This window comes from Mesorhizobium montanum, from assembly GCF_033977145.1.
In the GTDB taxonomy this organism is placed as follows: Bacteria; Pseudomonadota; Alphaproteobacteria; order Rhizobiales; family Rhizobiaceae; genus Mesorhizobium; species Mesorhizobium montanum.
In genome coordinates, this window is the sequence record NZ_JAVIJF010000003.1 from 275,524 (window position 1) to 287,529 (window position 12,006).

The window sequence follows — 12,006 nt, forward strand, 5'->3', positions numbered from 1 at the left end:
GAAAGCGATCGCTCAACTTTCAATGGTAAGCTCGAAAGGCGTGCCTTCGAAGGCGTCGGCGCCACGTCCGATCGCCTCGATTGCCGCGATCATGCGGCCGTCCCGCCCGAGCAGACTGTCTGCAACCGCGATCAGCCTTGGATTGGGCGTCGCCGTCGGTGAAAGAAAGCGCAGCGTCTTGGCGAGTTCCATTTCGTCGCGCTTGGGCGCCAATGCCGCGGCGATAATGTAAGCCGAAGCGGTCGAACGGCTGACGCCGGCATAGCAATGCACGACAAGTGGCTTTGCCCTGTCCCAGCGATAGCCGAAATCGAGCAGCGCCCGCACATGCTCCTCGCCGGGCATCGTCATGCCATCCTGCGCGACGGCAATATCGTGCATGACGAGGTGTAGATGATTTTCCGCCCGGATAGACGCGGGACGGATCACTTCCGTGCCGACGGCAAGCAGCGAAAGCAACCGCTGTGCACCGGTCCTTGCTACGGTTTCGTCGACTTTCGACAGCGAACAGACATGGATCATCGTCCGAACTCCTTCGGCGCATCCTCGCGCTGAGCTGCCCAGCCGGCAAGCGCGCCTTCCAAACGCTGCCATTCCGCCTCGCTGCCCGGCAGCCCGATGCGCAAGACCTGCGGCCGATCGGCGAAATGACGGACCAGCACGCCGCTCGAGCCAAGTGTCGAAAACAGGCTTGGGGCCTCTGGAAATGACAAATAGCGGAACAGGCCGGTGCCGCCGGCGACCGGAACATCGAATCGGCCAAGCAGCGCGTCGAGCCGCCCGGTATCTTGCGCCAGGCGTTGCCGCATATCGGCCTGCCATTCAACATCCGACAAAGCGCGGATGCCATATTCGAGCGCCGGGCCGGCCACTGCCCAAGGCCCCAGTTGCGCATCCAGCCGCTCGGCCGTCAGCGCATCCGCCAGCGCAAAGCCGAGCCTCACGCCGGCGAGGCCGAAAAACTTGCCGAACGAGCGCAGCACGACGATGCCGCCCTCCCCGACATCGCCGGCCAGGCTTTGCTCGATCGGATCGACATCCATGAAGGCCTCGTCGACGACGAGCAAGCCGCCCTTGGCGCGAAGCCGCGCGGCGAGGTCGAGCAGGCGAGCCTTTTCGATTATCCGCCCATCCGGGTTGTTGGGATTGACCAGCACCGCAAGGTCGGCCTCGACCAGCGCGTCGAAATCGCTGACTTCGGCAGCCGCATGGCCGGCGATCGCAGCGGCCCGGGCGTGTTCGGCATAGGTCGGGCCGAGCACCAGCGCCTTGCCGGGCGGCACCAGCGAAGCGACGCGCGGCAGCAGAATCTGCGTGCCGGGCGCTGCCGCCACATGCGCCGCCGACGGCGCGCCATAGGCCAAAGCCGCAATTTCGGCCAATTCGCGCAGTTGTCCTGCCTCCGGCAATCGTGACAGGGCGGTGGCGGGCAATTCGAAAAGCGGATAGGAGTGCGGATTGATACCAGTCGAGAGGTCAACGAATGGCTGTGGCGCATGAGGAAAAAGCGCGCTTGCGCGGCCAAGGCTGCCGCCATGATCCACCGCTGCAATCGCACCGCCAAGAAGCTTCATGTCGATCTTGATCGCTTTCCTGTCGCTCATCGTTGAACGTACCCTCGGTTATCCGGACTGGCTGTTTCGCGCTATCGGCCATCCCGTCACCTGGATCGGCAGCCTGATATCCTTTCTCGATCGCCGGCTCAACCGCGCGACCGATTCCGACGAATTGCGTCGCCGCCAGGGGGTGCGGGCGCTGCTGGTCATCATTCTGGTGCCGGCCTTGATCGGACTGGCCCTGCACGTCTTGCTTTGGCTGATCTTTCCCACAGGCCTGGTCGTCGCGGCCATACTCGGCTCCACGTTTTTATCGCAGAAAAGCCTCGCCGAGCATGTCGAGCATGTGGCCGACGCGCTGGAGACCGGCGGCCTGACGCTCGGCCGCATCGCCGTTTCGCGCATTGTCGGTCGCGACCCGGAAAAGCTCGATAAGGCAGGCGTTGCGCGCGCCGCGATCGAAAGCCTGGCCGAGAATTTCTCCGATGGCATCGTCGCGCCCGCCTTCTGGACCGGCATCGGTGGGCTGGCCGGGGGTGCTGCCTACAAGGCCGCCAACACCGCCGATTCGATGATCGGCCACCGCACGCCGCAATATGAGGCCTTCGGCCGGGCGGCCGCCCGCTTCGACGATTTGATCAACCTGCCCGCGTCGCGTCTGACCGGCCTGCTGATCGTGCTGGCGGCCTTTCTTGTCCCGGGCGTCGATCCGCGCGGCGCCTGGCAAGTCATGCGGCGCGATGCCAGGAAACATCGCTCGCCCAATGCCGGCTGGCCGGAAGCCGCGATGGCCGGCGCACTCGGGCTGTCGCTCGCCGGACCGCGCAGCTATGGCGGCGAGGTCGTCGAGGACGCCTTCATGGGCGAAGGCGGCCGCCGCGAGGCCGAAAGCACCGACATCCGCCAGGCGCTGAAACTCTACCGGATGGCAGACTGGCTGCTGCTCGGCCTGTTCGCGGCCCTCTCGGCGGCGGTGATCTATCTGACCATTTTGATCAGCGGCTAAAATTCGATTCCCTGCTGCGCTTTCACCCCGGCCGAGAAATGATGCTTGGTCAGCCCCATTTCGGTGACGAGATCGGCAGCCTCAACGAGCAGCGGCTTGGCGTTGCGGCCGGTGACGATGACATGCAGATCGTCCCGGCGCGCCTTGAGCGCCGCGACTACTTTTTCCAGGTCGAGATAGTCGTAGCGCAGCGCGATGTTGAGCTCGTCGAGCACCACGAGGCTGATCGACGGATCGGCTATCAGCTCGAGCGCCTTGGCCCAGGCTGCTTCGGCGGCGGCGATGTCGCGCTTCAGGTCCTGGGTCTCCCAGGTGAACCCTTCGCCCATCGCATGCCAGACCACGCGATCGCCGAAAGCAGCGAAAGCGTCCTTTTCGCCCGTATGCCATTTGCCCTTGATGAACTGGACGACGCCGACGCGCTTGCCATAGCCCAGCATCCTCAGCGCCAGGCCGAAGGCGGCCGTGGTCTTGCCTTTGCCGGGCCCGGTGTTGACGATCAGCAGCCCCTTCTCGATCGTCTTGCCGGCCACCTCGGCATCCTGCACCGCCTTGCGCTTCGCCATCTTGGCGCGATGGCGTTCGGCGTCCTTGTCGTCGCTGGTCTTGTCTTCATTCATGTCATTTCACCTTGAGCGGCAGTCCCGCCACCATCATCAGCACATTATCGGCAGCGGCCGCGACCTGCTGGTTGAGCCGGCCGGCGGCGTCGCGGAACCGGCGCGCCAGCGCATTGTCCGGTACGATGCCAAGGCCGACTTCGTTCGAGACCACGAACCACGGCCCGCGCGGTCGCGACAGCACGTCCGACAGCCGCCGACATTCGGCCTCGACATCATGCTCCGCCAGCATCTGATTGGTGAGCCACAGCGTCAGGCAATCGATCAGCACAGGCTGGTGATCCGGCAAGGCCTCGATCGCGCCGACCAGGTCGAGCGGCGCATCGACGGTGACCCAGCCTTGGCCACGCCGCGACCGATGCAGCGCGATGCGTTCGAGCATCTCGTCGTCATAGGCCTGCGCCGTGGCGATGTAGGCCCAGGGCGATGGATGGGCAATGGTCAGCTTCTCGGCATGCGTGCTCTTGCCCGATCGCGCGCCGCCCAGGACGAAGGTCAGTTTCCCATCGGAAGCTCTATTGCCGCTCGCGGCTGTCGCGCCGGTCATCCTTTGCTTTCCTCAGTTGGAATCTTGTCGTGGCTCAGAGGCCGACGGCGCGCGACTTTAGGCAGAAGCACAATCACCGGCAAACCAAATTCCGCCACTGCACGGCGCGATTGCGGCAGGGTGTGCTACGAAGCGGCGATCCGGGCGGCGACGAGTTGCTGCAACCGCCACAGATGCGCGTCATGAATGCCGCGCTGCTCGAGATTCTTCACCGTGTTGTGGAGATAATCGGCGCCCGAACCCCAATGGCCGCAGGATGTCGCAAGCCTAGCGACCACTTCGTCCTCGCTGAGCGGGCCGGCATAGGTGGTGCCCCGGCGGTTGATGACGAAGGCCAGCGCCCGCAGTGGTCCTTTGTCGGTCGAAAGCCGCAACAGACGCGGCCAATAACTCGTCGGCTTCAATGTCATCTCGCGCCGGAAAAGCTTGTCCAGCGCCTGCCTTCGGTCGCCGACCAACCGGAAGGCGACGCCTTTGCATTGGCCGCCGCGATCCAGCGCCATCATCAGACCGGGGCTCTCCTTGGTGCCGCGCCAGCGCGTCATCTTCATGCAGAAGGAACGGTGCCAGCCGCGTGCCACGGCGACGCGTTCCTCGACATGCTCGATCTCCGGCTTCCAGATCAGCGAGCCGTAGCCGAACAGCCAGAGCGGCTCCGTCGCCGGAAGCTGCGCCTCGAAAGCGTCGAGCATCGCCTCATAGTCGCTGTCATCCAGATGTGACGCATCGGGATCGGGTCCCGTGTCCTCGACCGCGCGAAAGCAGCGGGCGACTAGTTCCTCCGTAAGCGACATGGTTCTTGGCAGCATGCGAGCGACCTTAAGGTTCCCGCGCAGCCGCCACAATGCGGGAGACGCAGCAATTGACAACTCCTTTGCCCGGGTGTCGGCTGTCGTCAGCCAGGGAGAAGCCGATGCCGCCCAATCCAAGCGAGTGCGACCCTTATAACGGTCTGACCAGTCTCCAGCAGACCTTGCCGTCGGCGGCGTATTGGGACGCCGATGCGTACCGCCGCGATCTAGACGCCATCTGGTACCGAAGCTGGCTGATGGTCTGCCGCGAGGCCGATCTTGCCGAACCCCTCGCCTTCCGCATGCTGCGCATCGGCAGCCAAGAGATCGTCGTGCTGCGCGACGAGACCGGGAGCTTACGCGCCTTCCACAACACCTGCCGGCATCGAGGCTCGCAGCTTTGCCAGGAAAGCGCCGGGCGGCTGAAGGCCAGGCTGCTGACGTGCCCTTACCACGCATGGTCCTATTCGCTGCGCGGCGATCTCGTGCGCGTGCCGTCGAAATCGCTGCCCGAAGGCTTCGACAAGGCCGATTATCCGCTCTACCACGTGGCGCTTTCGGTCTGGCGCGGCCTGGTCTTCATCAACCTCTCCGAGGACCCCGACGGCTCGGCGGAAAGCTCTTTCGACAGGGCCTCCGGCCATCTTTCCAACTGGCCGCTGGAGACGCTTGTCACCGGCCACCGGCTCACCAAGGTCATGAACTGCAACTGGAAGATTTTCTGGGAGAACTTCAACGAATGCCTGCATTGCCCGGGCGTCCACAAGGACCTGTCGCGGCTGGTGCCGATCTATGGCCGCGGCCTGATGGCAAGGCATGACGATCCGGAATGGGCGCGCCACGCCGACAACGACGATCCGGAGTTCTCCGGCCGCCTGCGCGCCGGCGCCGAGACCTGGTCGCAGGACGGGCATGTCCACGGCCCGGTCTTTTCCGGACTGACTCCGGCCGAACGAGCCGCCGGTCAGATCTACGCCACGTCGCTGCCCTCGATGTTCATCGTCGGCCATGTCGATTACATGCGCACCATGCGGCTGGTCCCGCTCGGCCCCGAGCAGACCGAGTTGACGGCCGAGTGGCTGTTCGCGCCGGATGCGCTGGCTGAAACCGATATCGACAACATCGTCGCCTTCGGCACGCAGGTGCTCGAGGAAGACGCCGCGATCTGCGAGATCAACCAGAAGGGTTTGCGCTCGATGCGCCATGAGGCCGGCGTGCTGATGCCGGAAGAATACGACCTGCACCGCTTCCACGACTGGGTGCGCGGGCGCCACGCTTCGTACCAACCTCGAGCATGATCCCCAAAAGTGGACACCGGTTTTCGGAAAAGATCATGCTCGCTCTAACTGTCAAAACGCCTTCGGTAGATAGCGCCAGGTGACGAAGCCGCAGAAGGCGGCCAGGATGCCGAGCGTGACGAACACCGAGCCAAGGCCGAAGAAGGACAACACCACCGAATAGACCAGCGGCGGCGTCAGCTCGGAGAAATCGAGATAGGTACGGTAGACCGCCGCCATCTGCGCCCGCTCATAGGAGCGCACCGAGCGCATGAAGGCGGTCGAGCCGAGCGCGTCGAGCGCGATGGTGAACAAGGCGCCGTAGAGCAGCAGCGCGCCGGTGAGCAATGGCGCGGCCTCACCGACGCCGCCCGCCGCAAACAGCACCGCCGACATGGCGAAATAGGCGAAGGTCATGACCCGCCGCCCGCCGAAGCGCTGGCCCGCCCTGCCCCAGAAGATCGCCACGAACAGCAGCGCATTGCCGGCCGAGACCAGCAAGCCGCCGGCGAGTTCGCCCTGGCCGGTGATCACCATGAACAGCGGGCCATAGACGAAGAACGTCGTCCAGAAACAGGAGCGGCCGAAGGCGATCAGCCAGGCAAGCCTGAGCCTCGGCTGGGCGACGAAGCGGCCGATATTGGCAAGCGGATTGGCGGGGCGCGACCTGCCGGGCCGGATCGACTGGTTGTCGGTCAACCGGTAGAACCAGAACAGGCAAAGCAGCGCGAGCGCAAATACCACGACCGCGCCATGCGCGGCATAGATGCCGAAATGGGTGTAGAGGAAGATGCCGAGCGTCGGCCCGCCCGTCCAGGCAAACATCGACCAGGCCATGCGCAGCGATTCCGCCTGCATGAAGTCGGTCTTGCGGATGTGGTCCATGATGTAGAGGTTGAGCGTGATCGACAGCGCGCTCGCTCCCATGACGCGGCAAAGCATGCCGCCGATCTGCCCGGGCAGCGTATGGGTGACGAAGAAGGCGGAGCCGATGGCCAGCATCAGGCAGCCAGCCGTGTAGACCCAGCGCCGCGCGAAGCGGCGGATGAGCATCGGCATGAACAGCGTGACCGATAGGCCCATCAAGGACACGATCGTGTAAAGGATCGAGACGATCCGCTCGTTGTGCAGGATTTCGTAGGCCTGGATCGGAATGACGCTGGAGATCGTGGCGCGAGCAAAGGACTCCACCGCATAGAGCGAGGCGAAGGTGCGCGCATCCGCCGGCCGCAAGGCCGGAAGCCAGATCGGATGGCGCACATGGGTGGACATCGGCCCTCCGGGACGTGAATCGGATGTCAAATCTGGCCGGACCAGCTGCTGGCCAGTAGCAGGAAACCGACCCCGACAGGCCGAAAAGCGAAGCCTGTCAAAGGCTTTCCGCCACTGGCCTAAAGCGGCGCACCATGCCGGCCTGGCGCGCCCTGCCTTCTGTTGGCCCGCAGAACCGTGATAGTCGTTCGGCAGGACTGAATCGGATTGCGAGATCAATGAGCTTTCAAACGACTGGCGAACCCGTTCAGGACGCACCGAAGCAAGGCCGTATTGTCGCCTTCGACGTCTTGCGCGGCATCGCGCTGATTGCCATGGCAAGCTACCATTTCACCTGGGATCTGGACCATTTTCAATACATCGAACCCGGCACGACCGCGGTTGGCGGCTGGAAGATTTATGCCCGCTGCATCGCTTCGACCTTCCTCTTTCTGGTCGGGATTAGCCTGTTCCTTGCCCATGGGAGGCAGATTCGCTGGCCAAGTTTCTTGACGCGCTTCGTCATGGTCGCACTCGCGGCATTGGCGGTTAGCGCAGTCACGTTCTTCACCGATCGAAACAACGTGATCTTCTTTGGCATTCTGCACGAGATTGCGCTGGCCAGCCTGCTAGGCCTCCCATTTCTACGCCTGCCGGCGCTGCTGACGGCAATCGTCGCTGCGGCCGTCATCGCGGCGCCTTATTATTTGCGCTCGGAATTCTTCGATCATCCGGCGCTATGGTGGATTGGTCTCTCCGCCACCAATCCGCGCTCGGACGACTATGTGCCTCTGTTCCCTTGGTTCGGTGCAGTGCTTGCAGGCATCGCGGTGACGAAGTTTGCCGCAGCGGCCGGCCTGTTGGCCCGGCTGGGAACCTGGACACCCGGCAACTGGTCGAAGCCGCTGACATTCCTCGGTCGGCACAGTCTTGCCTTCTACCTGATCCACCAGCCGCTATTATACGGTGGTGTGTCGCTGTACTCTCAGGTCTGGCCGGGCCAGGCTGAAATTAAACAGTGCCAAGCCATATGCGAGCAGACGCGCGACGTTAAATTCTGCTCGATTTTTTGTGGATGTTACATTGGCGCTCTGACCAGTGATAAAGCTCAATACTCGACACGCGAAGCAGAGAATGCACATGCCGTCGAGCTGAGCAACGCCTGCGCCGCCGCGACGGAGGACCAGATGGAGGGAGAGCAGCAATGACAGGCATCGCAAAGCCCAGGCACGGGATCATCCCATGGCCGCCGGTGATCTATGTCGTGGCGATCGCGCTCAGCGTTGTCCTCGGCATGCTCTACCCGTTGCCGTGGATCGGCGACATCTTCGGCGATCTCTTGTTCGGCGTCGGCTGGGTGGCGCTGTTCGGCGTTGCCATGCTGTGGATCACGGCCATCCGCGTCATGATGCGGGCCAAGACGACATTCGATCCGAATGCCGAGCCCGACCATCTGGTGACGTCCGGCCCGTTCGGCATCACCCGCAACCCGATGTATCTCGCCAACACGTTGCTGTTGATCGGCGTCGCCTTCATCACCGGCATCGCCTGGTTCCTGCTGTTCGCCTTCATCGCCGCCTTCGCAACGCAGAAGCTTGCGATCGAGAAGGAGGAAAAGATCCTGGCGGCGAAGTTCGGCAAGAAATACCGCGACTACGCCAAGCGAGTGCGGCGCTGGATTTGAGGCTGCTCTCTGAGCGGCCTGGCGATTAGCCTGAGCGTTCGGGACGTCGTCATCCTCGGGCTTGACCCGAGGATCCATGCCGTGACCTCCGTCATAGAGCGCAACGGCGCAGAATTCTGCAATCGTTGCAATGCCTTAGCGTCACGGCATGGATCCTAGGGTCTGCGCGCGTCACATTGCTCCTTGCTCCGCCCTAGGATGACGAAATTCAGGAGGCTCCAGCCAACCGCTACCGTTCGCAGTGCTAGTCCTGCCTACGTATTCACGCCCAGCTCGGCGAGCCGCTCCACGCAGGACTCCTCGGCCTGGTCGAGCTCAGCCAGCGTCTCCTCCAGGTCGCGCCGCTTCTGGCGCAGGTCCTCGCGCTTCTCCTCGATACGCCGGATCATCAGCTTGAGCTGGCCGACCTCGCCGGGCGGCTCCTTGTACATCTGGATGATCTCGCGGATTTCGTTGATCGAGAAACCGAGCCTTTTCCCCCGCATGATCTGGCGAATGAGATGCCGGTCGGACGGGCGAAACAGCCGCGTGCGGCCGCGCCTCACGGGCTGCACCAGTCCTTCGTCCTCGTAAAAACGCAGCGTCCGCGTCGACACGTCGAATTCGCGTGTCAGCTCGGTGATCGTATAATATTCCCGCATTCCCGCTCCCAAGCCCTAGTCCGGGTCTCGCCGCCTGGAGCGTCGCCCTTCCCTCCGATTAGACCCATCCCGCGCCGGAATCGGCACGTGACCCCGGCGCAGCCTCGCACGGCATTTACGTAAAAGTCAATTAACTGTGGGTTGCTGCTTAAGGGATATGGAACCACCAGGTGGCCAGTCCAAGGAAAGCAAAGAAACCGACAACATCGGTGACGGTGGTGACGAAGACGGCTGAAGCCACTGCCGGATCGATCTTGAGACGGTCGAGCACCAGCGGAATGAGGATGCCGGCAAGTGCGGCCGCGAACATGTTGATGATCATCGCCGCCGCGATGATGCCGCCCAGATTGGGATCGCGGAACCAGAAGCCGGCAACCATGCCGATGAGCACCGCAAAGACGATGCCGTTGATGAAGCCGACACCCAGCTCGCGGCGGATGATGCGGGCGGCGTTATAGATGTCGAGGTCCTTGGTCGCCAGCGCGCGCACGGTGACAGTCATGGTTTGCGAGCCGGCGTTGCCGCCCATGCCGGCGACGATCGGCATCAGCACCGCAAGTGCCACGATATGCTCGATCGTGCGGTCGAACAGGCTTATGACCGAAGCGGCGAGGAAGGCGGTCAAAAGGTTGACCAGCAGCCAGGGCACGCGCGAGCGCGAGGTGGCGAGCACCGTGTCGGACAGTTCTTCGTCGCCGACGCCGCCCATGCGCAGAAGGTCCTCCTCCGCCTCCTCCTGGATGACGTCGACCACGTCGTCGATGGTGAGCACGCCTACCAGCCGTTCGTTCTCGTCGACCACGGCGGCGGACAAAAGGTTGTATTGTTCGAACTCCCGGGCCGCCTCTTCCTGGTCCATCGTGGCCGGGATGGCATGCCTTGTCTCATGCATGACGTCCTCGACCTTGACCGAGCGCTTGGTGCGCAGGATCTGGTCGAGGTCGATGGCGCCGACCAGCTTGAAGCTCGGATCGATGACGAAGATCTGGCTGAAGCGCTCGGGAAGGTCCTTGTCCTCGCGCATGTAGTCGATGGTCTGGCCGATCGTCCAGAACGGCGGCACAGCGACGAATTCGGTCTGCATGCGCCGCCCGGCTGTCTCTTCCGGATAATCGAGCGCGCGCCGCAGCCTGATACGCTCGGTGAACGGCAGCTGCGACAGGATCTCGTCCTGGTCCTCCCGGTCGAGATCTTCCAGAATGTAGACGGCATCGTCGGAATCGAGTTCCTGCACCGCCTGCGCGATCTGCGCGTTCGGCAGATTGTCGACGATGTCCATGCGGATCGCTTCGTCGACTTCGGTCAGCGCGGAGAAGTCGAAATCCGAGCCGAGCAACTCGACCAGCGCCCGGCGCTGTTCGGGATGCAGCGCCTCGAGCACGTCGCCAAGTTCCGACTGGTGGAGATCGTCGACTTCGCGCTTGAGGGTGATCGTGTCGCGGTCGGCGATCGCCGCGCCGATCCGGGCAAGGAAGGAGGCGCGGACTGCGCCGTCCTCGCCATAGATGTCGGCGTGGTGCTCTTCGGCGGGCGCAGCGCCGGTCGTCTGTCTGTCCTGGCCTTCCACCAGCGCCTCCCGCCATCAGAATCCCGAAGGGTGTCAAATGAGGTCTAGCGCATGCCCCCGAAAACCGGAAACCGCTTTCGAAGAAATCCAGGACCTTTGCGGCAGATAGCGCGGCGACAGGATTTGTCTTGCGAAGATTTCGCTCTAGCACGCGGAATAGCCAAGGAAATGTGGCGGCGATCCTATCGCTCAGGAACCGCCGACGACCCAGCGTCGCAGGTGTGACAATGGCTTCGGCCGACGCGACAGCGCATGTCGCTGGGGAAAGAGCACCCCTTCCCCATTGAGGCAGAATTGTCATGATGCATGATCCAGCAGGATCAGCGCATCGCTAAACGGTCCGAGGACAAACACTGCCCTTGAACATCAAGTCCGCAAAGACGAACGAGGCAAATGCCGAGCGGCGCGTTCGCGTTGTCGTTGCCGAGCGCAATCCGCTCGTTGTTTCGGCGCTGCGCGAAATGCTGGAATGCGACGGCCGTTTCGAGTTGCTTAGTGCGGTGCAAAGCGGCGCGCAATTCCTGGAACTGGCCGCCACTTCGAAATTCGACGTTGCGGTCATCGGCTGGAAGCTCGCCGACATGGATGGCGCCGACGTCCTCACGGAAGTCCAGAACCGCAAGCTCGACGTGCGCGTCACGGTCTTTTCCAACGACCATGACATCGGCATCCTGAAGCAATGCGTGCGCCTGGGCGCCCAGGGCTACTGCTTCCAGTTCGACGATCCGCCGGTGATCTTCGAGACGATCCTGGCTGTCGCGCATGGCCGCATCTGCATCCCCTATATCGACATCAACAAGGTCAACGACACGCCGCTGTCCCGCCTCACCGTGCGCGAGCGCGAATTGCTGGCGGTGCTTTCCGACGGCTGGACCAACCTGCAGATCGCAACGCGGACCGGAATTTCCGAGAACACGGTGAAGTACCATCTGAAGAATCTCTACGACAAGTTGGATGTCCGCAACCGCGCCATGGCCGTCGCGCTCTATTCGAGCGAGAAACGCCGCCCGTCCAAATCGCCTATCGGGTAGTCCGACCGGGTAGGACCATCCCACCCGCAAGGGCC

At 63.2% G+C, this 12,006-nt stretch carries 13 protein-coding genes; 5 read left to right on the forward strand and 8 right to left on the reverse strand.

The features are described from left to right. Window positions 1-12 precede the first annotated feature (12 nt). Together RFM68_RS05720 and cobD are read right to left on the reverse strand one after the other, a co-directional pair. Entirely contained in the window at window positions 13-522 is a 510-nt protein-coding gene (locus RFM68_RS05720) for a tyrosine phosphatase family protein (RefSeq protein WP_320231725.1), read from the reverse strand. After that, window positions 519-1,574, reverse strand: coding sequence for a threonine-phosphate decarboxylase CobD (gene cobD / locus RFM68_RS05725; RefSeq protein ID WP_320231846.1), 1,056 nt, complete (start codon window positions 1,572-1,574; stop codon window positions 519-521). Before cobD ends, RFM68_RS05720 begins: the two co-directional genes overlap by 4 nt. On the opposite strand from cobD, the gene cbiB reads away from it, so the two are divergent. Continuing rightward, the gene (gene cbiB, locus RFM68_RS05730) at window positions 1,573-2,562 is read left to right on the forward strand and encodes an adenosylcobinamide-phosphate synthase CbiB (RefSeq protein WP_320231726.1); all 990 of its coding nucleotides are present in this window, start codon (window positions 1,573-1,575) and stop codon (window positions 2,560-2,562) included. The two genes, cobD and cbiB, sit on opposite strands and share 2 nt — an antisense overlap. Here cbiB and cobO read toward each other — a convergent pair. The 3 genes from cobO to RFM68_RS05745 form a co-directional block, all read right to left on the reverse strand. Next, window positions 2,559-3,182 (reverse strand): cob(I)yrinic acid a,c-diamide adenosyltransferase, encoded by a 624-nt coding sequence (gene cobO / locus RFM68_RS05735; protein ID WP_320231727.1) that lies wholly within the window; start codon window positions 3,180-3,182, stop codon window positions 2,559-2,561. The genes cbiB and cobO overlap by 4 nt on opposite strands. Window position 3,183: 1 nt before the next feature. Continuing rightward, window positions 3,184-3,729 (reverse strand): bifunctional adenosylcobinamide kinase/adenosylcobinamide-phosphate guanylyltransferase, encoded by a 546-nt coding sequence (cobU, locus tag RFM68_RS05740; RefSeq protein WP_320231728.1) that lies wholly within the window; start codon window positions 3,727-3,729, stop codon window positions 3,184-3,186. 125 nt (window positions 3,730-3,854) lie between these two features. Then, complete coding sequence (locus RFM68_RS05745) at window positions 3,855-4,538, reverse strand: gamma-glutamylcyclotransferase (protein WP_320231729.1); 684 nt, start codon at window positions 4,536-4,538, stop codon at window positions 3,855-3,857. A gap of 104 nt (window positions 4,539-4,642) precedes the next feature. Here RFM68_RS05745 and RFM68_RS05750 point away from each other — a divergent pair, with 104 nt between their 5' ends. Next, window positions 4,643-5,818 (forward strand): aromatic ring-hydroxylating oxygenase subunit alpha, encoded by a 1,176-nt coding sequence (locus RFM68_RS05750; protein WP_320231730.1) that lies wholly within the window; start codon window positions 4,643-4,645, stop codon window positions 5,816-5,818. A 51-nt stretch (window positions 5,819-5,869) separates the two neighbouring features. Here RFM68_RS05750 and RFM68_RS05755 read toward each other — a convergent pair whose 3' ends face one another. Next, window positions 5,870-7,069, reverse strand: a complete 1,200-nt coding sequence (locus RFM68_RS05755) for an MFS transporter (RefSeq protein ID WP_320231732.1) — start codon at window positions 7,067-7,069, stop codon at window positions 5,870-5,872. Window positions 7,070-7,287: 218 nt separating this feature from the next. On the opposite strand from RFM68_RS05755, the gene RFM68_RS05760 reads away from it, so the two are divergent. Then, window positions 7,288-8,256 carry a heparan-alpha-glucosaminide N-acetyltransferase gene (locus RFM68_RS05760; RefSeq protein WP_320231733.1) on the forward strand — a complete coding sequence of 323 codons (969 nt, stop codon included), beginning with the start codon at window positions 7,288-7,290 and terminating at the stop codon, window positions 8,254-8,256. Further along, complete coding sequence (locus RFM68_RS05765; protein ID WP_320231734.1) at window positions 8,253-8,732, forward strand: methyltransferase family protein; 480 nt, start codon at window positions 8,253-8,255, stop codon at window positions 8,730-8,732. The genes RFM68_RS05760 and RFM68_RS05765 overlap by 4 nt, the downstream gene beginning before the upstream one ends. Before the next feature lie 254 nt (window positions 8,733-8,986). On the opposite strand, the gene RFM68_RS05770 is transcribed toward RFM68_RS05765, so the two are convergent. Both RFM68_RS05770 and mgtE read right to left on the reverse strand, forming a co-directional pair. Then, window positions 8,987-9,373, reverse strand: coding sequence for a MerR family transcriptional regulator (locus RFM68_RS05770; protein WP_095815511.1), 387 nt, complete (start codon window positions 9,371-9,373; stop codon window positions 8,987-8,989). Between the two features lie 148 nt (window positions 9,374-9,521). Continuing rightward, complete coding sequence (gene mgtE / locus RFM68_RS05775) at window positions 9,522-10,940, reverse strand: magnesium transporter (protein WP_320231737.1); 1,419 nt, start codon at window positions 10,938-10,940, stop codon at window positions 9,522-9,524. Window positions 10,941-11,299: 359 nt separating this feature from the next. On the opposite strand from mgtE, the gene RFM68_RS05780 reads away from it, so the two are divergent. Next, window positions 11,300-11,971, forward strand: coding sequence for a LuxR C-terminal-related transcriptional regulator (locus RFM68_RS05780; RefSeq protein WP_320231738.1), 672 nt, complete (start codon window positions 11,300-11,302; stop codon window positions 11,969-11,971). Window positions 11,972-12,006 lie beyond the last annotated feature (35 nt).

Excerpts from the sequence above, each read along its gene's own strand:
- RFM68_RS05720 (WP_320231725.1), bottom strand. The coding sequence starts at position 522 with ATGATCCATGTCTGTTCGCTGTCGAAAGTCGACGAAACCGTAGCAAGG.
- cbiB (WP_320231726.1), top strand. The coding sequence starts at position 1,573 with ATGTCGATCTTGATCGCTTTCCTGTCGCTCATCGTTGAACGTACCCTC.
- cobD (WP_320231846.1), bottom strand. The coding sequence starts at position 1,574 with ATGAAGCTTCTTGGCGGTGCGATTGCAGCGGTGGATCATGGCGGCAGC.
- cobO (WP_320231727.1), bottom strand. The coding sequence starts at position 3,182 with ATGAATGAAGACAAGACCAGCGACGACAAGGACGCCGAACGCCATCGC.
- cobU (WP_320231728.1), bottom strand. The coding sequence starts at position 3,729 with ATGACCGGCGCGACAGCCGCGAGCGGCAATAGAGCTTCCGATGGGAAA.
- RFM68_RS05745 (WP_320231729.1), bottom strand. The coding sequence starts at position 4,538 with ATGCTGCCAAGAACCATGTCGCTTACGGAGGAACTAGTCGCCCGCTGC.
- RFM68_RS05750 (WP_320231730.1), top strand. The coding sequence starts at position 4,643 with ATGCCGCCCAATCCAAGCGAGTGCGACCCTTATAACGGTCTGACCAGT.
- RFM68_RS05755 (WP_320231732.1), bottom strand. The coding sequence starts at position 7,069 with ATGTCCACCCATGTGCGCCATCCGATCTGGCTTCCGGCCTTGCGGCCG.
- RFM68_RS05760 (WP_320231733.1), top strand. The coding sequence starts at position 7,288 with ATGAGCTTTCAAACGACTGGCGAACCCGTTCAGGACGCACCGAAGCAA.
- RFM68_RS05765 (WP_320231734.1), top strand. The coding sequence starts at position 8,253 with ATGACAGGCATCGCAAAGCCCAGGCACGGGATCATCCCATGGCCGCCG.
- RFM68_RS05770 (WP_095815511.1), bottom strand. The coding sequence starts at position 9,373 with ATGCGGGAATATTATACGATCACCGAGCTGACACGCGAATTCGACGTG.